Raw genomic sequence first — 24,697 nt, forward strand, 5'->3', positions numbered from 1 at the left:
TGGGCGCTATGACCGGGGAGCCACGTTCGAAGCTGGGCCGCATTCCCATCATCGACGTGCACCCGGTGCCCGGCCCGGAGTTCGCGCCGGCCAAGGCCACCCTCGGTGAACCGCTGCCGATCCGAGCGACGATCTTCCGCGAGGGCCACGACCGGTTCGGGGCCGAGGCGGTCCTGATCGCCCCCGACGGTGTCCGTCGACCGCCGGTGCGGATGAGGGAGATCGCGCCCGGCACCGATCGGCACGAGGCCTGGGTGACCCCGGACGCCGAGGGCGCCTGGAGCTTCGAGGTGCAGGCCTGGTCGGACCCGCTGGCGACCTGGCTGCACGACGCACCGATCAAGATCACCGCCGGGGTCGACGTCGAGCTGATGGAGACCGAGGGCAAGCTGCTGCTCGCCCAGGTCCGCGCGCTCGGGTTCCGCAAGGCCCGGGGCGAGTCGCTGCACGAGGCGCTCACCCGCGCCGCGGTCACGCACCCGGTCCGCGAGCTGGTCACCATCGACGGCCCCTACCCGCTCTTCGCCGACCGGCCCCGCGCCCTGACCGGGAGCTGGTACGAGTTCTTCCCCCGCTCCGAGGGCGGATTCGCGGGCGCGACGGCCCGGCTCGACGCGATCGCGGCGATGGGCTTCGACGTGGTCTACCTGCCGCCGATCCACCCCATCGGCGAGGTCAACCGCAAGGGCCCGAACAACACCGTCATCCCGGCCGGTGAGCCGGTCCCGGCCGACTGGGTCGGCAGCCCCTGGGCGATCGGCTCCCGGCACGGCGGCCACGACGCGATCGAACCCGCGCTGGGCACCGTGGCCGACTTCGACGCCTTTGTCGCCCGGGCGGCGACGCTGGGGATGGAGGTCGCGCTCGACCTGGCCCTGCAGGCGGCGCCCGACCACCCCTGGGTGGCCGAGCACCCGGAGTGGTTCACCACCCGCGCCGACGGCACCATCGCCTACGCCGAGAACCCGCCGAAGAAGTACCAGGACATCTACCCGATCAACTTCGACAACGACCCGGCAGGGATCTACGCCGAGGTGCTGCGCGTGGTCCGGTACTGGATGGACCGCGGGGTGCGGATCTTCCGGGTCGACAACCCGCACACCAAGCCGGTCGAGTTCTGGCAGTGGCTGCTGGCCGAGGTCCGCGCCACAGACCCGGACGTGCTCTTCCTGGCCGAGGCGTTCACCCGCCCGGCGATGATGCACACCCTGGGCGCGGTCGGGTTCCACCAGTCCTACACGTACTTCACCTGGCGCACCGGCAAGGTCGAGCTCGAGGAGTACCTGGTCGAGCTCGCCAGCGAGAGCGACGACGTGATGCGACCCAACTTCTTCCCGGTGACCCCCGACATCCTGCACGCCTCGCTGGTCGAGGGCGGGCCGGCGATGTTCTCGATCCGGGCCACGCTGGCGGCGACCGCGTCCCCGACCTGGGGCGTGTACTCCGGCTACGAGCTCTTCGAGAACGTGCCGGTGCGTCCCGGCAGCGAGGAGTACCTCGACTCGGAGAAGTACCAGCTCCGCCCCCGCGACTGGGCGGCGGCCGAGGCGGCCGGAGCCACCCTGGCGCCGTACCTGACCAGGCTGAACGAGATCCGCCGGGCGCACCCGGCGCTCGCCCAGCTGCGCAACCTCCGGATCGCTCGGACCGACGACGACGGCGTGATCGCGTTCACCAAGACCGCACGGGACACCCGCGGGCGGCTGGACCTGGTCATCGTCGTGGTCGCCTTGGTCCCCGATGCCCCGGTCGAGACGCTGGTGCACCTGGACCTGGCCGACCTCGGCGTCACCGGCAGCACCATCGAGGTGACCGACGAGGTCACCGGCGAGAGCTGGACCTGGGGCTCGCACAACTACGTCCGGCTCGACCCGCGCACCGGCCCGGTCGCTCACATCCTCAGCGCCCGGGCCACCGAGGCGACCCGATGAGCGAGCGCTGGCGCCACCACGGCGCGCACGTGATCCGCGACGGCGAGGACCTGGTCGGCACGTCGTTCACCGTCTGGGCGCCGCACGCGCTCGAGGTGCAGGTGAAGGGCGACTTCAACGGCTGGGACGGCGGTCGGCACCCGCTGCAGCGCGACGGGTCCGGCACCTGGCGCACGACGGTGCCCGAGGTCGGTCCCGGTGTCCGGTACAAGTTCGCCGTGCGGGGCTCCGACGGCGTCTGGACCGACCGTGCCGACCCGATGGCTCGCTGGGCCGAGGTCCCGCCGGCGACCGCCTCGATCATCGAGGAGTCGACGTACTCCTGGAGCGACGGGGACTGGATGGCGGCCCGAGCCGACGAGCTCGCCGTGCGGCGGCCGATGGCGACCTACGAGGTGCACCTGGCCTCGTGGCGGCGCGGTCGCAGCTACCGCGAGCTGGCCGACGAGCTGACCGCCTACGTGACCGAGCTCGGCTTCACCCACGTCGAGCTGATGCCGGTGATGCAGCACCCCTTCGGCGGGTCCTGGGGCTACCACGTCACCGGGTACTACGCCGCCGACTCACGGCTGGGCACCCCCGACGACCTGCGCTACCTGATCGACCGGCTGCACCGGGCCGGCGTCGGGGTGATCCTCGACTGGGTGCCCGGGCACTTCGCGACCGACGAGTGGGCACTCGGCCGGTTCGACGGGCAGGCGCTCTACGAGCACCCCGATCCGCGGCGCGGCTTCCACCCCGAGTGGGGCTCGCACATCTTCGACTTCGGCAGCTGGGACGTGCGCGACTTCCTGATCTCCAACGCGCTCTACTGGGCCGAGGAGTTCCACGCCGACGGCCTGCGCGTCGACGGCGTCGCCTCGATGCTCTACCTCGACTACGCCCGCGGGCCCGGGGCCTGGGAGCCGAACATCCACGGCGGCCACGAGAATCTCGAGGCCGTCGGCTTCCTGCAGGAGCTGAACGCGACCATCTACGCCCGGGTGCCCGGTGTGCTGATGATCGCCGAGGAGTCGACCGCCTGGCCCGGCGTCACCCGGCCGACCGATCAGGACGGTCTCGGCTTCGGGTTCAAGTGGAACATGGGGTGGATGCACGACTCGCTCTCCTACATGCAGCGCGACCCGGCGCACCGCCGCTGGCACCACCACCAGGCGACGTTCTCCCTGGCCTACGCGTGGTCGGAGAACTACGTGCTGCCGCTCTCGCACGACGAGGTCGTGCACGGCAAGGGCTCGCTGCTGGGCAAGATGCCCGGCTGGCGGGGCGACCAGTTCTCCACCCTGCGGGCCTACCTCGCCTTCCAGTGGGCCCATCCGGGCAAGAAGCTGCTCTTCATGGGCGGCGAGTTCGCCCAGGTCGCCGAGTGGGCCGAGTCCGGTGAGCTCGAGTGGTGGCTGCTGGACGACCAGGGCTCCGGGCACGCCGGCGTGCAGCGCTTCGTCGGCGAGCTCAACCGGCGCTACACCGCCGAACCGGCGCTGTGGTCGGCCGACCACGAGCCGGCCGGGTTCGCCTGGGTGGTGGCCGACGACGCCGACCACAACCTGCTCGCGTTCCTGCGGCACGCCGACCCGGAGACCGGTGGCACCGACCTGCTGGTCATCCTGAACTTCTCCGGCGAGTGGGTCTCCCGCACCTTCTGGCTCCCCGGCGGGACGTGGGAGGTCGTGCTCAACACCGACGCGACGGCGTACGGCGGCGGGGGCCGCGGCCCCGAGGGCACCCTGGATGCCGCCGACGTCTTCGACCTGCCCCCACTGACCGCCCTGTGGCTGCGTAGGGTGGAGGCGTGACCGAACTCCCCTCCGCCGCACCGGTCGTGAGCACCGTGGCGGACGGGATCGCTCGATTGAGCTGGCTCCCCGACGAGAACGTCGACGTCGTGCGGCGCACGGTGGCCGCCGCGCTGACCACCCACCACCGGGTCGAGGCGTTGATCGCACCGGAGGACCAGCGCAGCCAACGGATCGCCGCCCACTCGGGGCTGCTGCGCGAGGGCGTGATGCGCGGCATCACGATCGACGGCGCTCCGGTGGACCGGATCGTCTACGCCCGGGTCGGCACCGATGCGCCCGCCGGGGACCCGCGCGGGTTCCGGGCACTACTCAACTCCGTGCTGCCCCGCAAGCGCGGCATCGGCCAGATGCTGATCCGCGACCAGGCCGGCCGGGTGCTGCTGTGCCACCTCACCTACAAGCCCGACTGGGACCTGCCCGGCGGCGTGATCGAGGTCAACGAGTCCCCGGCCGACGCGGTCACCCGCGAGGTCGAGGAGGAGCTCGCCCTGCACGTGCTGGCCGGCGAGCTGCTGCTCACCGACTGGATGCCGCCGTGGAGCGGCTGGGACGACGCGATCTGCCTGGTCTTCGACGGCGGCAGCCATGCCGCCGAGCTGCTCGACGCCGTGGTGCCGCAGGCCCGCGAGATCGCCTCGGTCGCCTTCGTCGACCCGGCCGACCTCGATGACGTCTGCGCCGACTACACCGCTCGACGGATCCGGGCCGCGTTGAAGCGCACCCGTGGGGAAGGCCCGGCCTACACCGAGTCCGGTCGCTGAACCACCGGCGTCCGTGGCCGCATCCCGGGGCGGACCCCGTTGGCCACCAACGCGCCGCACACCAGGACGACGCCGCCGCAGAGCTCGGCCGGTGAGGGGGTCTCCCCCAGCACCAGCCAGGCCGATCCGATCCCGACCACGGGGACCAGCAGGATCCACGGCACCACCGCCGACGCGGGGTTGCGGGCCAGCAGGCTGTTGTAGATGCCGTAACCCACGAGCGAGGAGAAGATCACGGTGTAGGCGGTGGAGAGCGTCGCCTGCCAGCCGAACGCCTCGAGGCCGGCCCGGATCGCCTCGGGTCCGTCGACGGCGAAGGAGAGCGCGAGCGCCGGGATCGGGACTGCCATCGCCGACCAGACGGTGACGCCGAGGCCGCCGCGGACGCGTGCGGCTCGGGTGATCACGTTGCCGGTGGCCCACGACAGCGCCGCGAGCAGCACCAGCGTCAGCACGCCGAGCTTGATGTCGCCGTCGCGACCCATCCCGACGACCACCAGTCCCGCCATGCCGAGACCGACGCCGATCACCTGCCCGCGGGTGGGCGGCTCCCGCAGCACGAGCGTCGCGATGATGATCGTGAAGACCACCTGCGCCTGCAGCACCAGGGAGGCCAGCCCCGCGGGGAATCCCGCTTCCATGGCGAGGTAGAGCAGGCCGAACTGCCCCAGGGACATGGTCAGGCCGATGCCGGCCAGGATCTTCCAGGAGACGTCGGGGCGGGGCACGAACCAGATCCCGATCGCCACGACGGCGACGAACCGGATCGCCAGGAAGAGCAGCGCCGGGACGTCACGCAGACCGAAGTCGATCGCGAGGAAGTTGATCCCCCAGATCGTGGCCACCAGAGCGGCCAGGAGGGAGTCGCGTCGAGTCACCGCGTGGTCAGAACAGCGCCGAGGCCAGCGCGCGCCGACCGTCGAGGACCCGCGGGTCCTCGTTGCCCACGGCCGCGAAGAGGCTGATCAGGTGCTCGCGGGCGGTGTTGCGCTCGTCGCCGGCGGTGCGGGCCACCAGCGCGACCAGGCGCTGGAACGACGCCTCGACCGCGCCGTCGACCAGGTCGACGTCGGCGGCCAGGAGCTGAGCGGCGACGTCGTCGGGGGCCGCGTCGGCGGCGGCGCGGACCGCGGCCGGGTCGACACCCTGGGCGCGCAGCAGGATCTGCGCCATCGCGAGGCCACGGACCGCCTCGACGTCGGCGGGGTTGGCGTCGACCAGCTTCTGGTACTCCGCGACCGCGGTGGCGACGTCGCCGGCGACCAGGGCGTCCTCGGCCGGGGCGTAGCGCGGGTCCTCGGCGGGCTCGCCGTCGGCGTCCGCGGCGGCGCGCGGCTGGTGCCGGGCGGTGATGCCCTGCATCGTCAGCTGCTGCCCGAGCTGCTGGAGCAGTCCGGAGAACTCCTCGGGCGTGATCACGCCGGGGATCGGCTGCATCGCCGGGCGCCCGTCCAGGATCACGTACGTCGTCGGGATCTGCTGCACCTGGAGGGCCTGCGCGATGGTCGGCGCCGCGTCGACGTCGACGATCCCGGCCAGGAAGCGGCCGTCGTAGGCCTCGACCGTGGCGGCGACCCCGCGGCCGAAGTCGAGGCTGGCGGGCATCCGGGAGCCGGAGACGAAGACCAGCACGACCGGAGCGGTCATCGAGGACTCGATGACACCCTGGAAGTTCTCCTCGGTCACCTCGACGGAGTAGGCGCCGGAGCCTGCCTCCCCGCTCGCTCCGGCCGGGGCGGCGGGAGGAGGCGTGGGCGCGGCCGGCGGCCGCTGCAGGCCGGACAGGTCGACCACGCCGGAACGGGTGAAGGGCTGCTGCGTCATACCGGCGATTCTAGGAGGCGGTCGGCGGCGGCGTAGGGGTCGGACCCCCCGACGGCGACCTCCTCGGCCAGGCCGGCGAGCCGACCCGAGGCATCGACCGAACCCCAGCGCTGCCGCAACATCTGCAGCGCGATCGCCTGGATCTCCTCCCGGGCCCGACGGACCCGACGCACGGCGAGCTGTCCCGACTCGGCGAGCCAGGCCTGGTGCCGGTCGATCGCCTCGACGACCTCGTCCACCCCGACGCCGGTCTGGGCGACGGTCTTGACGATCTCGGGGTGCCAGGCGCCGGCCGGACGCTCGGCCAGGGAGAGCATCCCGCGCAGGTCGCGGCTGACGTTGGCCGCGCCGTCCCGGTCGGCCTTGTTGACCACGAAGACGTCCCCGATCTCGACGATCCCGGCCTTCGCGGCCTGGATGCCGTCGCCCATCCCGGGAGCGAGCAGGACCAGGGTCGTGTCGGCCGCGGCGGCGATCTCGACCTCCGACTGCCCCACCCCGACGGTCTCGACCAGGATGGTGTCGAACCCGGCGGCGTCGAGCACCCGGATCGCCTGCGGGGTCGACCAGGACAACCCGCCGAGGTGGCCGCGCGAGGCCATCGAGCGGATGAAGACTCCGGCGTCGGTGGCGTGGTCGCCCATCCGGATCCGGTCGCCGAGCAGGGCTCCCCCGCTGAACGGTGAGGACGGGTCGACCGCGAGCACGCCGACCCGTTCGCCGCGCGCACGCAGCGCCGTGACCAGCGCACTGGTGCTGGTCGACTTGCCGACTCCGGGCGCTCCGGTGATGCCGACCACCCGGGCACGTCCGGTGTGCGGCGCCAGCGCCGTCATCACCTCACGCAGGTACGGGGAGTCGTCCTCGACCCAGGAGATGAGACGGGCGACCGCCCGTGGGGAACCCCCACGGGCGGCCGTCACCAGGTCAGTGACCCGGTTGGCTGTCGGGTCAGGACTGCGGGACACGAAGGATCAGCGCGTCACCCTGGCCACCGCCGCCGCACAGGGCGGCGGCGCCGACGCCGCCACCGCGGCGCTGCAGCTCCAGCGCGAGGTGGAGCGTGATCCGGGCACCGGAGGCGCCCAGCGGGTGACCGATCGCGATGGCGCCACCGTTGACGTTGACCTTCTCAGCGTCCAGGCCGAGGGCGGCCGCGGACTCGAGACCGACGGCGGCGAACGCCTCGTTGAACTCGACCAGGTCGAGGTCGGCCACGGTGAGGCCGGCCTTGTCGAGGGCCTTCTGGGTGGCGTTGGCGGGCTGGAGCTGGAGCGAGGAGTCCGGGCCGGCGACCTGGCCGTGGGACACGATCTCGGCCAGCCAGGGCAGACCGAGGGACTCGGCCTTCTCCTTGCTCATCACCACGACGAACGCGGCGCCGTCGGAGATCTGCGAGGCCGAACCGGCGGTGATGGTGCCGGTCTTGGAGAACGCCGGGGGCAGCTTGGCCAGGGACTCGGCCGAGGTGTCGGCACGCACACCCTCGTCGGAGGTGACCACGACGTCGTCACCGCGACGCTGCGGGATGGTGACCGGGACGATCTCGGAGTCGAAGACGCCGTTCTTCTGACCGGCGGCGGCCAGCTGGTGCGAGCGGGCCGAGAACTCGTCCTGGGCCTCGCGGGACAGCGGGATGTCGCGGTCGGCGTTGACGGCCTCGGTCAGGTTGCCCATCGCCTGCGCGGTGGCCTGGTCGTAGAGCGCGTCGTAGGCCATGTGGTCGACCAGCGTGGTGTCGCCGTACTTGAAGCCCTCGCGGGTCTTGGGCAGGAAGTGCGGCGCGTTGGTCATCGACTCCATGCCACCGGCGACGACGATCTCGGCGTCGCCGGCCTTGATCAGCTGGTCGGCCTGGGCGATCGCGTTGATCCCGGAGAGGCAGACCTTGTTGATCGTGATCGAGGGGACCGAGGCCGGCAGCCCGGCCTTGAGACCCGCGGCCCGCGCCGGGTTCTGGCCCGCGCCGGCCTGCAGGACCTGACCGGCGATGAGGTAGTCGACCTGGTCCGGGGATACGCCCGCCTTGTCCAGCGCGCCAGCGATGGCGACGGCGCCGAGGTCGGCGGCGGAGAGGCTCTTGAGGCTTCCGAGGAGGCGTCCGATCGGGGTCCGGGCCCCAGCGACGATCACGTTGGTCATGGGCCCGAACGTACCGGCGAGTAACCACGGGTGGCTACTGGATCGACACAATGTGGGCGTGGCATCGACCACCCGGCGGCCGTGCCACGATACGGCCATGACGAGCTCCCTCGAGATCCCCGCCCACCTCTTCACCGCCATCGACCACGTCGGCGTGGCCGTGCCGGACCTGGAGGAGGCGATCGCGTTCTACGAGACCACCTTCGGACTCAAGGAGATCCACCGCGAGGTCAACGAGGAGCAGGGCGTCGCCGAGGCGATGCTGGCCGTCGGCGAGACCGACTCCAAGATCCAGCTGCTCGCCCCGCTGACCCCGGAGTCGACGATCGCGAAGTTCATCGACAAGAACGGCCAGGGCATCCAGCAGCTCGCCTACCGCGTCGTCGACGTCGAGCAGGTCAGCGCGATCCTGCGCGAGCGCGGCGTCCGCCTGCTGTACGACGCGCCCCGTCGCGGCACCTCGAACTCGCGGATCAACTTCGTCCACCCCAAGGACGCCGGCGGCATCCTGGTCGAGCTCGTCGAGCCCGCCGCGGACGCCACGCACTGACCGGTCATCCCTGGGTGACGCGGCTTAGATCGATCGATTGTGCGCCGCGTCACACAGGGGTAGCCAGGATTGTTACTGGCCAGTAACGTCTGGCGGCATGCAGACCATCCTTGACGCGATCCTCTCGGGTGAAGCGACCAGCCAGGACTACGCCAACCTCGCCCTGCCGGACCACTACACGGCCGCCACCGTCCACAAGGACGAGGTGGACATGTTCGAGGGCCAGGCCAGCCGGGACAAGGACCCGCGCCAGTCGCTCCACGTCGAAGACGTAGCCCTGCCCGAGCTCGGCCCCGGCGAGGCCCTGGTCGCCGTGATGGCCTCGGCGATCAACTACAACACCGTCTGGACCTCGATCTTCGAGCCGGTCTCCACGTTCGGCTTCCTGGAGCGCTACGGCAAGCTCTCCGACCTCACCAAGCGTCACGACCTGCCCTACCACGTGGTCGGCTCCGACCTCGCCGGCGTCGTGCTGCGCACCGGACCCGGCGTCACCGCCTGGCAGCCCGGCCAGGAGGTCGTCGCGCACTGCCTGTCGGTCGAGCTGGAGAGCCCCGACGGCCACAACGACACGATGATGGACCCGCAGCAGCGGATCTGGGGCTTCGAGACCAACTTCGGCGGCCTCGCCCAGGTCGCCCTGGTCAAGGCGAACCAGCTCCTCCCCAAGCCCGCCCACCTGACCTGGGAGGAAGCCGCCTCCCCCGGCCTGGTGAACGCGACGGCGTACCGCCAGCTGGTCTCCAAGAACGGCGGCCAGATGAAGCAGGGCGACAACGTCCTGATCTGGGGCGCCTCCGGCGGCCTGGGCGGTTTCGCGACGCAGTACGCCCTCAACGGTGGTGCCACCCCGATCTGCGTGGTCTCCAACGAGGAGAAGGCCAAGATCGTCCGCTCCATGGGTGCCGAGCTCGTGATCAACCGGTCCGAGGAGGACTGGAAGTTCTGGAACGAGGAGAACACCGAGCAGAATCCGCGTGAGTGGCAGCGCCTGGGCAAGAAGATCCGTGAGCTCACCGGCGGTGAGGACGTGGACATCGTCTTCGAGCACCCGGGCCGTGAGACGTTCGGCGCCTCCGTCTACGTCACCCGCAAGGGCGGCACCATCACCACCTGTGCCTCCACGACGGGCTTCATGCACGAGTACGACAACCGCTACCTGTGGATGAACCTCAAGCGGATCGTCTCCTCGCACTTCGCGAACTACCGCGAGGCCTACGAGGCGAACCGGCTGATCGCGAAGGGCGCGATCCACCCGACGCTGTCGCGTTCCTACGCGCTGGCCGACGTCGGCCAGGCGGCGCTCGACGTCCACAAGAACCTCCACCAGGGCAAGGTCGGCGTGCTGTGCCTGGCCCCCGAGGAGGGTCTCGGCATCCGGGACGAGGAGTTCCGCGCGACGCACCTCGAAGCGATCAACCGCTTCCGCGGGATCTGAGAGGATGGGGGCACGCACCGAGTGCGTGCCCCCTCCCCTATCCGAGGTAGGGTCGCGCCTTGGATCAATCAGCCGAGTTTGAGGGAATTCCATGAGCGACCAAGGACTGTCGATCTTCGATCAGGGACAGCCGACCACCCCGCCGCCGAGCGCCGGGACGACCTCCGGCGGCGCCGGGCTCCCGCTGTCACGCCGCGGTGGCTACGAGAAGGACGCCGTCGACGCGCGTCTCGGTGAGCACGCCCGCCAGGTGGCCAGCCTCAACGCCGACCTCGCCACCGCCAAGAAGCACGTCGCCGAGCTCGAGGGGCGCCTCAGCGCCGCCGAGGAGCAGGTCGCCGAGGCTCAGTCGCCGTCGTACGCCGGCCTCGGAGGCCGCGCCAGCGCGATGCTCCGCCTCGCCGAGGAGGAGGCCTCCGAGATCCGCGCGATCGCCGAGCGTGACGCTGCCGAACTCCGTGCCCAGGCGACCAAGGACGCCGCCGCCCTGCGACTCGACGTCACCCAGGAGATGGACCTCCAGCGCGCCGAGCAGCTGCGCGAGGTCGACGACCAGCGCGCCCGCCTGCTGACCGACGCCGAGCAGGAGCGGACGATGGCCCGCGCCCACGCCGACGACACCCTCGCCGCCGCCAAGCGCGACGCCGAGCAGCTCCGGCTGGCCGCCGAGCAGGAGAGCACCGAGGCGCGCTCCTCGGTCCAGCGCGAGGTCGAGCAGGCTCGCGCCGGCGCCGACCGCGAGGTCCAGGAGGCCCGTCGCATGCTGGCCGTGGAGAAGGAGCGTCTCGCCCGCGAGGCCACCGACTTCCACGCCTCCAAGCTGGCCGAGACCCGCACCCTGGTCGAGGACGCCGAGGGTCGCGCTGCCGCGGCCGAGGACCGTGCCCGACTGGCCAACAACCAGGCCGCCGAGGCGCGCGCCCAGGCCCAGACCGACTCCGAGAACCTGCTCGCCCGCGCCAAGCGCGAGGCCGAGCAGATCGTCGCCGCCGCGCGCACCCAGGCCGAGTCGATCTCCCTGGCCGGCACCGCCGAGGCCGAGCGCGCCCTGGCCGTGGTCAAGTCCGAGGTGGAGCGGATGACCAAGCGTCGCGACGCGATCTCGGCCCAGCTCGCCTCCCTCGGCGACATCGTCGCCGGGTTCAGCCGCGACCCCGAGGACGCTCCGGCCGCCGCGAAGGCTGAGGACGACGAGTCCTTCGAGGCCACCACGTTCGCCGAGGCCGACGCCGAGTGACCACCCCGGCCGAGCCCGACAACTCCGTCGTCGTCGACGAGGTCGTTGAGAAGGAACCGGACCAGGGGCCCGACCTGGGCATCCCGGGACCGCGTTTCGACCGCAAGGCGCCGTACCTCTACGGCTTCCTGCTCGGACTCGGCCTGCTCAGCGCGCTGGCCGTCGGCTGGGTGCTCTCGGCCGTCTCCGGCGTGCTGATCCAGATCATCGTGGCGTTCTTCATCGCCGCCGGCCTCAACCCCTCGGTCAGCTTCTTCGAGCGGCGCGGGCTCAAGCGGCACTGGGCGGTCACGGTCGTGCTGACCCTGCTGCTGATCGCGCTGGTGCTCTTCTTCGTCGCGATCGTGCCGGTGATCACCGAGCAGGTCGCCCGGATCACGAGCAACGCTCCGACCTGGTTCGAGTCGCTGCAGCAGAACCGTCGGATCCAGGACTTCGACAACGAGTACCACATCATCGACAAGGTCGAGGCCTACGTCACCGGCGGCGACTTCCTGTCGAGCATCTTCGGTGGCGCGCTCGGCGTCGGGCTGGCCGTGCTCGGGGCGCTCTTCAACGTCCTGGTCATCTTCGTCCTGACGCTCTACTTCCTCAGCGGCCTCACCACGTTGACGGGCGCGCTCTACAGCCTGGCTCCCGCCTCGCGCCGGGACCGGGTCTCCAAGCTCGGCGACCGGGTGATCCGCGGGATCGGCGGCTACGTCTCGGGCGCCTTCGTGGTGGCCCTGTGCGCCGGCGTCTCGACGGCGATCTTCCTGTGCATCGTCGGGATGAGCCAGTACGCCGTGGCGCTCGCGTTCGTGGTCTTCCTGCTCGACGTGATCCCGATGATCGGTGCCACCATCGGCGCCGTGATCGTGTGTGCGATCGGCTTCGCCACGGACCCGCAGATCGGCATCATCTGCCTGATCTTCTACGTCGCCTACCAGCAGCTCGAGAACTACGTCCTCTACCCCCGGGTGATGTCACGCTCGGTGGACATCCCCGGATCGGTGACGGTCATCGCCGCGCTGATCGGCGCCTCACTGCTGGGCGTGGTCGGCGCGCTGCTCGCGATCCCGACCGCCGCTGCCGTGCTGCTGCTGACGCGGGAGATCTTCGTCCGCCAGCAGGACCTCGCCTAGCTCGCCGGCACCGATCCCGGCTCCGACGCCGTCACCACGGTCGACGGAGGTGTCCCCCGCCTTGACCGCGATCACACCGGCCAGGATCAGGACGCCGCCGAGCAGCTGGATCGGTGCGGGCACCTGGGCGACGAAGAACCAGGCGAAGAAGACGCCGGCCACGACCTCGAAGAGGGCGATGAAGGCACCCAGGCGGGCGCCGAGCAGCCGTCCGGCGGCCACGCCGGTGAGGTAGGCGAACCCGGAGGTCACCACGCCCAGGAGGAGCACGGGCACCCACCACGGCAACGCGGTGCCGCGCAGCACGACGTCGTCGGTGCTCGCGGCCATCGGGAGCACGCCGATCAGGGCGAGCACGCCCATGGTGAGGGTGCCGGTGAGCAGTCCCCCGGCGGCCAGCGTCACCGGCGGGAGGCCGCTGGTCTCGTCGGCGTTGACGATGAAGTACGTCGCCGCGCCGACCATGGCGAGCAGCGCCCAGGCGATGCCGGCGGGGTTGAGCGTGTTGCCGCCGCCGGTGAGGTTCAGCACCAGGACCAGGCCGATCGCGGCCAGCACGGCGCCGACCACGGTGATCGGACCGGGGCGCTGGCCGTGGCGCAGCCACATCCAGACCACGACGGCCGCCGGAGCGGTGTACTCGATCAGCAGCGCCGGACCGACCTCCATCCGCTCGACGGCCATGAAGTAGCAGAACTGGGCTCCGGTCACGGCGAGCAGGCCGTAGGTGAAGATCAGCATGAAGTTCTGTCGCACGAGGTGCCAGCGACCCTGCAGGGCCTTGATCCCGAAGGGCAGCGCGACCAGGGCGCCGATCGCCGAGCGGACCAGCGCGGTGGTGCCCGGGCTCCACCCGGTGGCGAACAGGCTCGAGGCGAACGAGCCGGACAGGCCGAAGGTGAGCGCCGAGACGGTAGCGAGCACGATGCCCGTGCTCAGCCGCGAGCCGCGCTGGGTGTCATGGGTCAACGTGCTCATGACACATGACGCTACGTCCGCATCCTGTAATCTGTCAAAGTGGTTTTTGCCCATGACACGGAGATGACGCTGCAGGCGGTCGTCGAGCTGATCAACACCGCCGGTGAGCCCGACCTGCTGACCTCGGTGAGCGAGCTCGACGACTACTACGCGCGCTGGGAGTACTCCGGCCGGCACGAGCGCACCCGGGCCGAGCTGGAGGACGTCCGCGCCGCCCGGATCCCGCTGCGCGCCCTGCTGCTGGCCGAGCGCGACCAGGCCGCGGCGATGGTGAACGCGATCCTCGCCGAGGCCGGCGCGGTCCCCCGCCTGGCCCGGCACGACCGGCTCGACTGGCACATCCACGCCGAGCCCGTCGACGCTCCCCTGGCCACCCAGATGCAGGTCGAGGCCGCGATGGCGATGATCGACGTCATCCGCGACAACGAGGGCTCCCGGATCGCGGTCTGCGCCGCCGAGGACTGCACGTCGATCGCGCTCGACCTCTCCCGCAACCGCTCCAAGCGGTTCTGCTCGGTCACCTGCGGCAACCGTGCCGCGGTCCAGGCCTACCGCGCGCGCCAGGCCTGATCAGGCGTCGCCGATGAAGCGTTCGAGGATCTGACGGAACAGCTCGGGGTTCTCCGAGTGCACCCAGTGCCCGACGCCCTTCATCGTCACCTTGCGGGCCCGCGGGAAGAGCGCGTGCATCGCGGGCTCGAACTCCTGCTGGACGTACGTGGAGCGCTCCCCCGCCACCCACAGCACCGGGCCGTCGTACGGCGGTAGGGCAGCGACCCGCTCGGCCGGCCACTCCGTGAGCGCGGCGCCGTCCGTGGCCAGCAGGTCGATGTTGGCGGCCCAGGCCCAGCCGTGCTCCCCGCGGCGGAGGTTCTGCATCAGGAAGTGCCGCACCGTCACGTTGGGCACCTGCGGCTCGAGCAGTCGGTCGACGTCCTCGCGGCGCTCGGCACCGGTCAGGTCGAGGTCGTGCAGGATCCGGGCGTAGCTGAGCACCCCGCCGGTGGTGGCGTCATCGGCCGCGGAGTAGCGCACCGGTGACATGTCGGCGACCAGCAGCCGGGCGACCAGGTCCGGGTGGAGCAGCGTGAGCAGCATCGCCACCTTGCCGCCCATCGAGTGCCCGACGAGCGTCACAGGGTCGGCGGGATCGAGGAGTGCGGCGACCGCCTCGGCCATCTCGCCGTAGTCGACCCGATCGGTCCACGGGGACCGGCCGTGGTTGGGCAGGTCGACCAGCAGCACCCGATGCCGGGACGCCAGGTGCTTGCCCAGCGTGTGCCAGTTGCGGCCCTGCCCGAAGAGCCCGTGCAGGAACACCACACGGCTCCCGGTGGATCCGAGAGCCGTGGTGTGGAGTTGCACCCGCGAAGCCTATCGGGCGTAGTCGTGGAAGCCCTTCTTGGTCTTGCGGCCGAGCTCGCCGGCCTCGACCTTGGCGACGAGGGTGGCCGCCGGGGTCAGCCCCGGCTCCTTGAACTCGGCGAGGAGCTCGTTCTGGATCGCCAGCGAGACGTCGTTGCCGACCACGTCGAGCAGCTCGAACGGACCGAGCGGCAGGCTGGCCTGCTCCTTGATCGCCAGGTCGATCTCCTCGAGCGGCACGCCGGACTCGGAGAGCTTGATCGCGTCGTTGAGGTACGGGAAGAGCAGGCAGTTGACGATGAACCCGGCCCGATCGGAGCACGAGACGCCGATCTTGCCGATGTTCGCGGTCAGCGCCTTCACCGTCTCGTCGACGTCGGGCGAGGTGGCCTGGGTGGTCACGATCTCGACCAGCTTCATCACCGGCGCCGGGTTGAAGAAGTGCATGCCGATCACGTCGCCCGGGCGGCCGGTGACGGCACCGAGCTGGCTGATCGGGAGGCTGGAGGTGGTGGTGGCGAGGATGGCACCGGGCTTGCAGATCCGGTCCAGGTCGGCGAAGAGCTCGAGCTTGAGGTCGAGGTCCTCCGCGATCGCCTCCACGACGATGTCGACGCTGGCGAGGGCCTCCCGCTCGGTCGAGGCGACCAGGCGCCCCAGCAGCGCGGCCTTGTCGTCCTCGGTCGACTTGCCCTTCTCGATGGCCCGGTCGAGGTTCTTGCTGATGTAGGTCACGACCCCGTCGAGCTTCTCCTGGCTGCGACCGATGTACGTGACGTCGTAGCCGGCAGCCGCGAAGACCTGGACCATGCCCGAGGCCATCGTGCCGGTGCCGACGACACCGACGCTCGCGATCGGGCGCTTGAACTCCGGGGCCGACGCCCCCGCGTCAGCGGCGTCGGCGAAGGACCCGCCGGCGTCGGCGACGCTGACCAGGAGGGCGGCCGGCTCGTGCAGGGCGTCGCCGGACTCGGCGTACCGCGCTGCGAGAGCGTCGCGAACAGCAGGCGCACCGAGCTCGTCCAGGACGGTCAGCGGGCCCTGCGGGTACCCGCAGCCGAACCGCATGCCGTTGTCGATGTCGGTCGCCGTGGCGTATCCCGCCTCGAGCATGCGTACGGCGTGGTTGAGGTAGGGATAGATCAGCGTCTCGAAGGTCTTTTCGGGGCTCTGGGCGCTCATGGCTCGTCATCTTGCCTGTCTCACCGACCAATTACTACCCGCCAGTAACATTGGATCGTTCGACTGGTGTGGCGTGCGACACACGGCGCGAAACCGGGTTTCAAAGCCCTGAATCCGAGTGTCACGATCGGCCCTCGAACACGGTCGAGTGTCGGAGTTCGACGGTGTCCCGGTAGATTCCCGGCCGTGCGACTCGTGGTGGCGAAATGCCAGGTGGATTACGCCGGACGACTGACCGCTCACCTCCCTCTGGCGACGCGGGTGCTGATGCTCAAGGCGGACGGCTCGGTGCTGATCCACTCCGACGGCGGCTCCTACAAGCCGTTGAACTGGATGTCGCCGCCGTGCACGCTGCGCGAGGGCGTCGACGAGGACGGCGTCGCCGAGTGGACGGTCACCTCGAAGACCGACGACACCCTGCGGATCAAGCTCACCGAGATCCTGAGCGACTCCTCGCACGACCTCGGCATCGACCCCGGCCTGCAGAAGGACGGCGTCGAGAAGCACCTCCAGGAGCTCCTCGCCGAGCACCCCGGTTCGATCGAGGACGGCCTGACCCTGGTCCGACGCGAGTTCATGACCGCCATCGGACCGGTCGACCTGATGTGCAAGGACGCGACCGGCCTCTCCGTCGCCGTCGAGATCAAGCGCCGTGGCGAGATCGACGGCGTCGAGCAGCTGACGCGCTACCTCGAGCTGCTCAACCGCGACCCGCTGCTGACCACCAAGGGTCGCGTCCGCGGGGTCTTCGCCGCCCAGGAGATCAAGCCGCAGGCCCGCGTCCTGGCCGAGGACCGCGGTATCGCCTGCGCCCTGGTCGACTACAACGCGCTCCGCGGCCTCGACAACGCCGAGGACCGACTCTTCTAGCCCGCGCCTGTGCCACGATGCCTCCGTGGCCAGCCTCCTGAGTGCATCGATCGCTGCCGAGCTCGCCGCAGCATCCCTGACCTACGACGAGGTCGGCGAGACCGCGTCCGAGATCCTGCCCGGCGGTTACCACCACGTCGACGATTCGGTCGTCTTCCCCGTCGCTGACTTCGACCGCGCGGTCGAGCGGTTGATGACCTGGCAGGTCCACGAGGCGGCCGGACTGTCCGTCAGCGCCTCCAGCACGCGGATCCGCGAGGGCGACGTCGTGGAGATGCACCTCGGCCCCCGGTGGCTCGGGATCCGAGCTCTGTGCCGGGTCGTCTCCGTGATCGACGAACCCGACCGGGTCGGGTTCGCCTACGGCACCCTGCCCGGCCATGCCGAGATCGGCGAGGAGTCGTTCATCGTCGAGCGTGCCGCCGGCGGAGCCCACTTCACCATCCGCGCCTTCTCGAAGGCCGGCACACCGCTGGCCCGACTCGGTGGGCCGATCAACCGGCGCGCTCAGGCTGCGATCACTCGGCGCTATCTGCGCGCGATCGCTCCCTAGCCGTACGACGCCGGGAGAGCCAGACAGCGAGGACGATGCCGATCGCGAGCCCGCCGAAGGCTCCGATCCAGCTGGCGTCGGCCGAGATCAGGCCGACCAGCCAGGAGCCGAGGAACGAGCACGCCATCGCGATCCCGACGACGAGCGCACGGAAGGCGATCTCCCCGAGGAAGGCCCGGGTGAACGACCCCGGGTCGCCCTGCTGGTCAGGCACCAGCGATCTTGGGGGCCGTCGGGTCGGCGCCGCCGCCACCACCGTTGCGGGCGACGTACTCCTCGATCTGCTCGATGTCGTCGCGGTTGCGCGTGACCACGGCGAGCAGGTCGGACATCGAGGCGACCTCCTCGACCTGCTCGGTGATGAACCAGCTCATGAACTGCTCGGAGGCGAAGTCGATCTCCTCGCGGGCGATCCGGTACAGGTCGTTGATCTGCTCGGTGACCCGCTTCTCCTGCTCCAGCGCGAGCGCGACGGGGGCAATCACGTCGTCGAACCGGGACACGGTGGCGGGCATCGCGCCGATCTCGACGTGGTGGTCGGTGTCGAGGAGGTACTTGACCATCATCAGCGCGTGCTCGCGCTCCTCGCTGGCCTGCCGGTAGAAGAACGCCGCCATCTGGGGCATCACCTGCGCGTCGTAGTACACCGCGCAGGAGAGGTACTGGTTGTGCGAGGCCAGCTCGTTGGCGATCTGGGTGTTCAACTGCTGGGCGAATCGCTCGGCGGCCACGGGGATCCTTACGGGTCAGGCGGCCTTCTTGAGCCGCTTCTTGGAGACCTTGCTGCCGTCGAGGGCAACAAGCTTGCGCTTCTTGACCGTATACCCCTGAGGGAGCGTTCCCTCCTTCAGCATGCGCAGCGGGCAGCGGTCGCACTTCTTCTTCGAGACACAGCACTCCGTCTTCGGAAGCTTGCGCACCTTCTTACCCACGCGCGGGAAGTTAGCACAGGCTTACCTGAGTGGGCGCATCCTCTGCCCGTCAGGTGAGACCGTTGGCCGCCCGGATCACGTCGACGAAGCCGTCCATGATCTCGGTCAGGCCGAAGTCCTTCGGCGTGTAGACCGCGGCCACCCCGAGGTCGATCAGCTTGGCCGCGTCGGACTCCGGGATGATCCCGCCGACGATCACCGGGACGTCGTCGATCCCGGCCGCCTTCATCTGGTCGAGCACGTCGGGGACCAACTCCATGTGCGAGCCGGACAGGATCGAGAGGCCGACCAGGTGCACGTCCTCGGCCACGGCCGCGGAGACGATCTGCTCCGGGGTCAGCCGGATCCCCTGGTAGATCACCTCGAAGCCCGCATCGCGCGCCCGTACGGCGACCTGCTCCGCTCCGTTCGAGTGACCGTCCAGCCCCGGCTTGCCGACGAGCACACGCAGCCGACCGCCGAGGTCGTCGCCGGTCTGCTTGACCCGCTCGCGCACGGCCGACAGCTGCTCCCCCGCCTCGGCCACGCCGACGGCGCCGGCGACACCCGTCGGGGCGCGGAACTCGCCGAAGACACCGCGCAACGTGCCGGCCCACTCGCCGGTGGTCGCTCCGGCGCGCACGGCAGCCAGCGTGTAGGACATCAGGTTCTCGTCGGTCTTGGCCGCGGCGGCGAGCTCGGCGAGCGCCTTGTCCACCGCGCTCTGGTCGCGCGCCGCCTTCCACTCCTCGAGCGAGGCGATCGCGGCCTTCTCGGCGTGCGGGTCGGCGGCCATGATCGCGCCGTCCAGGTCGGCCGTCAGCGGCGAGGGCTCGGTGGTGGTGAACTTGTTGATCCCGACCACGATCTCGTCGCCCGACTCGATCCGCGCGCGACGCAGCGCGTGCGAGGAGACCAGCTCGGACTTCATGTAGCCGGAGTCGACGGCGGCGATCGCGCCGCCCATCGCCTGGACCCGGTCGATCTCGGCCTTGGCGCCGTCGATGAGCTCGCGCACCTTGGCCTCGACCACGACCGAACCGGTGAAGATGTCGTCGTACTCGAGCAGGTCGGACTCGAAGGCGAGCACCTGCTGCAGGCGCAGCGACCACTGCTGGTCCCAGGGGCGCGGCAGGCCGAGGGCCTCGTTCCACGCGGGCAGCTGCACGGCACGCGCGCGGGCGTCCTTGGAGAGCGTGACCGCGAGCATCTCGAGCACGATCCGCTGGACGTTGTTCTCCGGCTGCGGCTCGGTCAGGCCGAGGCTGTTGACCTGGACGCCGTAGCGGAAGCGACGCATCTTCTCGTCGGTGACGCCGTAGCGCTCGCGGGTGATCTCGTCCCACAGCTCGACGAAGGCGCGCATCTTGCACATCTCCTCGATGAACCGCACGCCGGCGTTGACGAAGAACGAGATCCGCCCCACCACCTTGCCGAACTCGTCCTCGGTCACCTGGCCCGAGGCCTTGACCTGGTCGAGCACCGCGATCGCGGTGCACATCGCGTAGGCGATCTCCTGCACCGGCGTCGCGCCGGCCTCCTGCAGGTGGTAGCTGCAGATGTTGATCGGGTTCCACTTGGGGATCTGGTGGACGGTGTAGCTGATCATGTCGCTGATCAGGCGCAGGGAGTGCTCGGGCCCGAAGACGTAGGTGCCCCGGGAGAGGTACTCCTTGATGATGTCGTTCTGGGTGGTGCCCTGCAGCAGCGCCGCCACGGCGGCCGGGTCGGCGTCGGGGTTCTGCTCCTCGGCCGCGACCTGGTACATCGCGAGCAGCCACATCGCGGTGGCGTTGATCGTCATCGAGGTGTTCATCTCGGTCAGCGGGATCCCCGCGAAGAGCTTGCGCATCTCGCCGAGGTGCTGGACCGGGACGCCGACCTTGCCGACCTCGCCCTTGGCCAGCGGGCTGTCCGGGTCGTAGCCCGTCTGGGTGGGCAGGTCGAAGGCGACCGAGAGTCCGGTCTGCCCCTTCGCCAGGTTGGTCCGGTACAACGCGTTGGACGCCTCGGCGGTCGAGTGACCGGCGTACGTGCGCATCACCCAGGGACGATCCTTCTCAGCCATATCCGCAGCCTAGGCCGTTAGTTACCTGCTGGTAACGACCCTTCCGGCTCTGGATCGATCCACCCGCGTGTGGCATATCCCACACGCCGCAGGGCGCGCCTCGTTGACCAATGCATACTCGGTATACATACTGAGTATGTGAGTGTCCGAAACGGGCTGTTGGCCCTGCTGTCCGAACAGCCGATGTACGGCGCCCAGCTCCGCTCCGAGTTCGAGGACCGGACCGGGGGCACCTGGCCGCTCAACATCGGGCAGATCTACTCGACCCTGCAGCGTCTCGAGCGGGACGGCCTGGTGTCTCAGGCCGGCGGCCCGCACGGACAGGGCGACGACAAGACGATCCCCTACTCCCTCACCGACACCGGCCGCACCGAGGTCGAGCAGTGGTGGGACTCAGCCCTCCCGACCACCCCCGATCCGCGCGACGAGCTGACGATCAAGCTCGCGCTCGCCGTCACCGTCCCAGGAGTCGACGTGACCGACCTCGTCCAACGTCAGCGCACCGCCGCCATGACGCAGCTGCAGGAGCTCACCCGGGCCAAGCGCACCGGCGGCCTCACCCTGGCCGCCGAGCTGGTGCTGGAACGCCGCATCTTCGACGCCGAGGCGCAGGTGCGCTGGCTCGACCACATCGAGGGCCGGCTCGCCGGCGACACCGCCCTCCTCATCCCTGCTCCCAAGGAGAACGACGCATGACCGACTCGAGCACCGTCCTGAGCCTCACCCACGTCTCCCGCACCTACCGCGACGGCGACTCCGTCGTGCACGCCCTGGACGAGGTGTCTCTCGACGTCGCCGCGGGCGAGCTGGTCGCGATCATGGGGCCGTCCGGGGCGGGCAAGTCGACCCTGCTGCAGATCGCCGGCGGTCTGGAGGACTTCCAGAGCGGCGACGTCGTGGTCGAGGGCCGGTCGCTGCGCGGAGCCTCGGCGGCCGCCTTGGCGAAGGCGCGTCGTCAGTCGATCGGCTACGTCTTCCAGGAGCTCAACCTGATCCCCACGCTGACCGCGTTGGAGAACGTCACCCTGCCGATGGAGCTCGACGGCGTCCCGGCTCGAGAGGCGAACCGGATCGGGCGCGACGCGCTCGCCGACGTCGGCCTGCCCGCCGTCGACGACCGCTTCCCCGACCAGCTCTCCGGCGGACAGCGCCAACGGGTCGCGATCGCCCGCGCGCTGGCCGGACCTCGACGCCTGCTGCTGGCCGACGAGCCCACCGGCGCCCTGGACTCACGCACCGGGGAAGAGGTGCTCAAGGTGCTGCGCGAGCGGATCGACAACGGTGCCGCCGGCGTCCTGGTGACCCACGACTCCCGGCACGCCGCCTGGGCGGACCGGATCGTGTTCCTGCGTGACGGCAAGATCGTCGACGTCACCGACGGCGCACGGGCATGACCACCGGGATGCGGCCCGCACTCCGTCTCGCCCGACGCGAGATCCTCCGGCACCGGTGGCGCTCGCTGCTGGTGCTCATCCTGATCGGGCTGCCGGTGATGGTCAGCGTCGCGGCCGTGACCCTGATCGAGACCGGCTCGATCGACAGCTCCGAGGCCGACCCGTACACCTACGCCTCGGCGCAGCACCAGGCCGTCTGGGAGGACGCCGGCTCGACCCTCACCGAGGACCAGGTCCGCGCGAAGCTGACCTCCCTCACCGACCTCCCGGTCGTCGACGACACCTGGGCCCCCGCTCAGCTCGTCGACGGCGTGCGGGGCTGGGAGGTGCAAGCCCTGCGGACCGACTTCGACTCCCCCTTGACCGACGGCGTCGCCACCGTGCTCCAGGGTCACCTGCCCACCGAGCCGGACGAGATCGCCGTCACCCCCGACCTCGCCCACGACGGCCTCGACATCGGCGCCACCGTGTCGATGGGCAATGCCGAGGTCACGGTCGTCGGCGTGGCGAGCTCGATCGGCAACGCACGCGTCGTCACGAACGGCATCTTCGTGCCGGCCGAGTCGGCGGCGGTCCTCCTGGCCGACGGTCAGTCCTATCCGACGAACTTCCAGTACAGCCACGGCTGGACGTTCCTCGTCGGCGGACCCGACGACGCACCGCTGACCGATGCCCAGCGCCAGACGCTGTCCCAGGCCGGCTTCACCATCGGCGCCCCCGGCGAGGCCGCCTGGTCCATGGCCGGCCCCGACAGCACGGACACCCAGCTGATCGCCCTCGTGGTCACCTGCCTGCTGATCGAGATCGTGCTGCTGGCGGGCCCCGCCTTCGCCGTCGGCGTACGTCGCCAGCGGCACGCCCTCGCCCTGCTGGCCGTGGCCGGCGGGAGTCCGCGTGACATCCGGCGCGCGGTGCTGGCCCAAGCGGTCGTCCTGGGCCTGCTCGGCTCCGTGGTCGGCGCCCTCGCCGCGATCCCCCTGACCTGGGCCGGGCTGTGGGTCGCCGCCCGCGGATGGGGCCTCGTGGTCGGTCCGTTCGACATCGGCTGGGTCGCGGTGGTTCCGGCGATCGTGCTCGGCACGCTCTCCGCGGTGCTCGCGGCCCTGATCCCGGCGCGGATCGCTGCGCGGGCCGATGTCGTGACCGCGCTCGCCGGGCGCCAGCCCACGCCGCGGATCCGACGGGGATGGCCGATCCTCGGGGCCGTCGTGCTCGCCTTCGGCACGCTCGGTTGCATCGCCTCGCTCGGACGCGCCTACGGCTACGCCAACGGCTGGTGGGCCGTGGTCTCGGTCTGCGGGGCCGTGATGATGACCCCCTGGCTGATCGCCGTCATCGCCCGGCTCGCCCCGCGACTCCCCCTGCCCTTCCGGCTGGCGCTCCGCGATGCCGACCGGCACCGCTCCCGCAGCGCCCCGGCCGTGGCCGCGGTGATGGCCTCGGTCGCCGCGGTGGTCGCCCTCGGCATCGGCTCGGCGAGCGACCAGGCCTCTGGGATGCGCATCGGTGGCTACCAGTACCCGATCGGTACCGTCACGCTGAGCGTCGAGACGGCGGACCAGATGGCGAGGACCGTCGCCGCGATCGAGGAGCAGACCGGCGTGCGGTTCACCCCGCTGTCCCGCCTCGGCGGCTACTCCTTCGAGACCGCCGCCGAGGCCGTGCCGGAGAACGCCTACACGATCGTCGCGGCCGACCCGACCACCCTCAAGCGTTGGGGCGTCACGCTCGACGACACCGCCACCGCGCAGCTGCTCGCGGGCAAGGCGCTCGTCGATCCGAGCGTCATCACCACCGACGGAGCCGTGACGCTGAGCGCCTGGGACGACGCGGGGAACGAGTCCGACCTCCGGCTCCCGGCCGTCGAGGCCGACCTCACCATGAAGGGTGAGGCACCGGCTGCGGCCCCGCCGATCATCGCCGGGATCGTCGTCTCTCCCGAGACCGCCCGCGCCTTCGGACTCGTCGGGGTCGACGGCAACCAGGAAGCGATCGCCGACGATCCGTCGGCGGCCGACAGCCCCGAGGTCCGGGCGGCGGCCGGAAGCGTCAGTCCGTTCGGATGGACGCTGCTGACCGAGCAGGGATGGCACTCCGACTACTGGCTGATCCTCGGACTGCTCTCGCTGCTCGCGGTCTTCACCGTGCTCCTCGGCACGTTCTCGGCGACGGGGCTGGCGCTCAACGACGCCCGCCACGACATGGCCACCCTGTCGGCGGTCGGGGCGCGACCGGCGACCCGGAAGGTCGTCGCCGGCACGCACGCCTTCCTGATCGCCTTCCTCGGGGCGGTCCTCGGGATCGCGGTCGGCTTCACCCCCGGCATCGCCGCCGCCTACCTGCTCACGCATGTCTACGGCGACGGCTGGGTACTCCGGATCCCATGGATGCTGCTGGTGCTCCTGCTGGTGATCCTCCCGCTGGTGGCAGGCGGGATCACGACGCTCGTGTCCCGGTCACGCACGATCAGCCTGAGGAGGGCCGCATGACCGTCGCTCACCGTCCCGACGCCCGCACCCGACGACGCCGGATCCGCGAGCTGATCGTGGTCCGTCGCCTCCAGCTCGGAC

General features: G+C 70.7%; 24 protein-coding genes. 13 read left to right on the forward strand and 11 right to left on the reverse strand.

Annotated features, from left to right (window positions below; translation table 11 throughout):
• Nucleotides 1-8 precede the first annotated feature (8 nt).
• Genes ACZ5J1_RS10385 through ACZ5J1_RS10395 form a run of 3 tightly spaced genes read left to right on the forward strand, consistent with a single transcriptional unit; the run spans nt 9 to nt 4,491 of the window.
• Complete coding sequence (locus tag ACZ5J1_RS10385; protein ID WP_464558438.1) at nt 9-1,931, forward strand: maltotransferase domain-containing protein; 1,923 nt, start codon at nt 9-11, stop codon at nt 1,929-1,931.
• Entirely contained in the window at nt 1,928-3,727 is a 1,800-nt protein-coding gene (gene glgB, locus ACZ5J1_RS10390) for a 1,4-alpha-glucan branching protein GlgB (RefSeq protein ID WP_464558440.1), read from the forward strand. The genes ACZ5J1_RS10385 and glgB overlap by 4 nt, the downstream gene beginning before the upstream one ends.
• Entirely contained in the window at nt 3,724-4,491 is a 768-nt protein-coding gene (locus tag ACZ5J1_RS10395; RefSeq protein ID WP_464558442.1) for an NUDIX hydrolase, read from the forward strand. The genes glgB and ACZ5J1_RS10395 overlap by 4 nt, the downstream gene beginning before the upstream one ends.
• On the opposite strand, the gene ACZ5J1_RS10400 is transcribed toward ACZ5J1_RS10395, so the two are convergent.
• Genes ACZ5J1_RS10400 through ACZ5J1_RS10415 form a run of 4 tightly spaced genes read right to left on the reverse strand, consistent with a single transcriptional unit; the run spans nt 4,470 to nt 8,457 of the window.
• Nucleotides 4,470-5,369, reverse strand: a complete 900-nt coding sequence (locus ACZ5J1_RS10400) for an EamA family transporter (protein ID WP_464558444.1) — start codon at nt 5,367-5,369, stop codon at nt 4,470-4,472. The genes ACZ5J1_RS10395 and ACZ5J1_RS10400 overlap by 22 nt on opposite strands.
• Before the next feature lie 7 nt (nt 5,370-5,376).
• On the reverse strand, nt 5,377-6,315 hold the full coding sequence (locus tag ACZ5J1_RS10405; protein ID WP_464558446.1) for a co-chaperone YbbN: 939 nt from the start codon (nt 6,313-6,315) through the stop codon (nt 5,377-5,379).
• On the reverse strand, nt 6,312-7,283 hold the full coding sequence (gene meaB / locus ACZ5J1_RS10410; RefSeq protein ID WP_464558448.1) for a methylmalonyl Co-A mutase-associated GTPase MeaB: 972 nt from the start codon (nt 7,281-7,283) through the stop codon (nt 6,312-6,314). The genes ACZ5J1_RS10405 and meaB overlap by 4 nt, the downstream gene beginning before the upstream one ends.
• Nucleotides 7,267-8,457 (reverse strand): acetyl-CoA C-acetyltransferase, encoded by a 1,191-nt coding sequence (locus ACZ5J1_RS10415; RefSeq protein WP_464558450.1) that lies wholly within the window; start codon nt 8,455-8,457, stop codon nt 7,267-7,269. The genes meaB and ACZ5J1_RS10415 overlap by 17 nt, the downstream gene beginning before the upstream one ends.
• Before the next feature lie 97 nt (nt 8,458-8,554).
• On the opposite strand from ACZ5J1_RS10415, the gene mce reads away from it, so the two are divergent.
• The 4 genes from mce (at nt 8,555) to ACZ5J1_RS10435 (ending at nt 12,806) form a co-directional block, all read left to right on the forward strand.
• Entirely contained in the window at nt 8,555-9,007 is a 453-nt protein-coding gene (mce, locus tag ACZ5J1_RS10420) for a methylmalonyl-CoA epimerase (protein WP_464558452.1), read from the forward strand.
• A gap of 97 nt (nt 9,008-9,104) precedes the next feature.
• Entirely contained in the window at nt 9,105-10,445 is a 1,341-nt protein-coding gene (ccrA, locus tag ACZ5J1_RS10425) for a crotonyl-CoA carboxylase/reductase (protein ID WP_464558454.1), read from the forward strand.
• Nucleotides 10,446-10,536: 91 nt separating this feature from the next.
• Entirely contained in the window at nt 10,537-11,682 is a 1,146-nt protein-coding gene (locus ACZ5J1_RS10430) for a hypothetical protein (protein WP_464558456.1), read from the forward strand.
• Complete coding sequence (locus ACZ5J1_RS10435; RefSeq protein WP_464558458.1) at nt 11,679-12,806, forward strand: AI-2E family transporter; 1,128 nt, start codon at nt 11,679-11,681, stop codon at nt 12,804-12,806. The genes ACZ5J1_RS10430 and ACZ5J1_RS10435 overlap by 4 nt, the downstream gene beginning before the upstream one ends.
• Here ACZ5J1_RS10435 and ACZ5J1_RS10440 read toward each other — a convergent pair.
• On the reverse strand, nt 12,705-13,784 hold the full coding sequence (locus ACZ5J1_RS10440; protein ID WP_464558460.1) for an EamA family transporter: 1,080 nt from the start codon (nt 13,782-13,784) through the stop codon (nt 12,705-12,707). The genes ACZ5J1_RS10435 and ACZ5J1_RS10440 overlap by 102 nt on opposite strands.
• A gap of 63 nt (nt 13,785-13,847) precedes the next feature.
• On the opposite strand from ACZ5J1_RS10440, the gene ACZ5J1_RS10445 reads away from it, so the two are divergent.
• Entirely contained in the window at nt 13,848-14,354 is a 507-nt protein-coding gene (locus ACZ5J1_RS10445) for a CGNR zinc finger domain-containing protein (protein WP_464558462.1), read from the forward strand.
• On the opposite strand, the gene ACZ5J1_RS10450 is transcribed toward ACZ5J1_RS10445, so the two are convergent.
• Together ACZ5J1_RS10450 and ACZ5J1_RS10455 are read right to left on the reverse strand one after the other, a co-directional pair.
• Nucleotides 14,355-15,149 (reverse strand): alpha/beta fold hydrolase, encoded by a 795-nt coding sequence (locus ACZ5J1_RS10450; protein WP_464558464.1) that lies wholly within the window; start codon nt 15,147-15,149, stop codon nt 14,355-14,357.
• A gap of 9 nt (nt 15,150-15,158) precedes the next feature.
• On the reverse strand, nt 15,159-16,331 hold the full coding sequence (locus tag ACZ5J1_RS10455) for a 3-hydroxyacyl-CoA dehydrogenase family protein (protein ID WP_464558466.1): 1,173 nt from the start codon (nt 16,329-16,331) through the stop codon (nt 15,159-15,161).
• A gap of 186 nt (nt 16,332-16,517) precedes the next feature.
• Between ACZ5J1_RS10455 and nucS the strand changes: the two genes are divergently transcribed.
• A complete protein-coding gene (gene nucS, locus ACZ5J1_RS10460; protein ID WP_464558468.1) occupies nt 16,518-17,201 on the forward strand; it encodes an endonuclease NucS in 684 nt (227 codons plus the stop codon).
• Nucleotides 17,202-17,226: 25 nt separating this feature from the next.
• Nucleotides 17,227-17,754, forward strand: a complete 528-nt coding sequence (locus ACZ5J1_RS10465; protein ID WP_464558470.1) for a DUF1990 family protein — start codon at nt 17,227-17,229, stop codon at nt 17,752-17,754.
• Here ACZ5J1_RS10465 and ACZ5J1_RS10470 read toward each other — a convergent pair.
• From ACZ5J1_RS10470 to ACZ5J1_RS10485, 4 genes are read right to left on the reverse strand one after another with little or no spacing between them, the layout of a single operon-like run.
• The gene (locus tag ACZ5J1_RS10470) at nt 17,720-17,968 is read right to left on the reverse strand and encodes a hypothetical protein (RefSeq protein WP_464558472.1); all 249 of its coding nucleotides are present in this window, start codon (nt 17,966-17,968) and stop codon (nt 17,720-17,722) included. The two genes, ACZ5J1_RS10465 and ACZ5J1_RS10470, sit on opposite strands and share 35 nt — an antisense overlap.
• Complete coding sequence (locus ACZ5J1_RS10475; protein WP_464558474.1) at nt 17,961-18,485, reverse strand: ferritin; 525 nt, start codon at nt 18,483-18,485, stop codon at nt 17,961-17,963. Before ACZ5J1_RS10475 ends, ACZ5J1_RS10470 begins: the two co-directional genes overlap by 8 nt.
• Nucleotides 18,486-18,500: 15 nt before the next feature.
• Nucleotides 18,501-18,686, reverse strand: a complete 186-nt coding sequence (locus tag ACZ5J1_RS10480) for a hypothetical protein (protein WP_464558476.1) — start codon at nt 18,684-18,686, stop codon at nt 18,501-18,503.
• Between the two features lie 49 nt (nt 18,687-18,735).
• Nucleotides 18,736-20,733: a protein meaA gene (locus tag ACZ5J1_RS10485; RefSeq protein ID WP_464558478.1), complete on the reverse strand. Its 1,998-nt coding sequence runs from the start codon at nt 20,731-20,733 to the stop codon at nt 18,736-18,738.
• A 138-nt stretch (nt 20,734-20,871) separates the two neighbouring features.
• Here ACZ5J1_RS10485 and ACZ5J1_RS10490 point away from each other — a divergent pair, with 138 nt between their 5' ends.
• The 3 genes from ACZ5J1_RS10490 to ACZ5J1_RS10500 are packed head-to-tail and all read left to right on the forward strand — an operon-like array spanning nt 20,872 to nt 24,616.
• A complete protein-coding gene (locus tag ACZ5J1_RS10490) occupies nt 20,872-21,429 on the forward strand; it encodes a PadR family transcriptional regulator (protein ID WP_464558480.1) in 558 nt (185 codons plus the stop codon).
• Complete coding sequence (locus ACZ5J1_RS10495) at nt 21,426-22,127, forward strand: ABC transporter ATP-binding protein (protein WP_464558482.1); 702 nt, start codon at nt 21,426-21,428, stop codon at nt 22,125-22,127. Before ACZ5J1_RS10490 ends, ACZ5J1_RS10495 begins: the two co-directional genes overlap by 4 nt.
• Entirely contained in the window at nt 22,124-24,616 is a 2,493-nt protein-coding gene (locus ACZ5J1_RS10500) for an FtsX-like permease family protein (protein WP_464558484.1), read from the forward strand. Before ACZ5J1_RS10495 ends, ACZ5J1_RS10500 begins: the two co-directional genes overlap by 4 nt.
• Nucleotides 24,617-24,697 lie beyond the last annotated feature (81 nt).

The organism is Nocardioides sp. JCM 18999 (assembly GCF_055391175.1).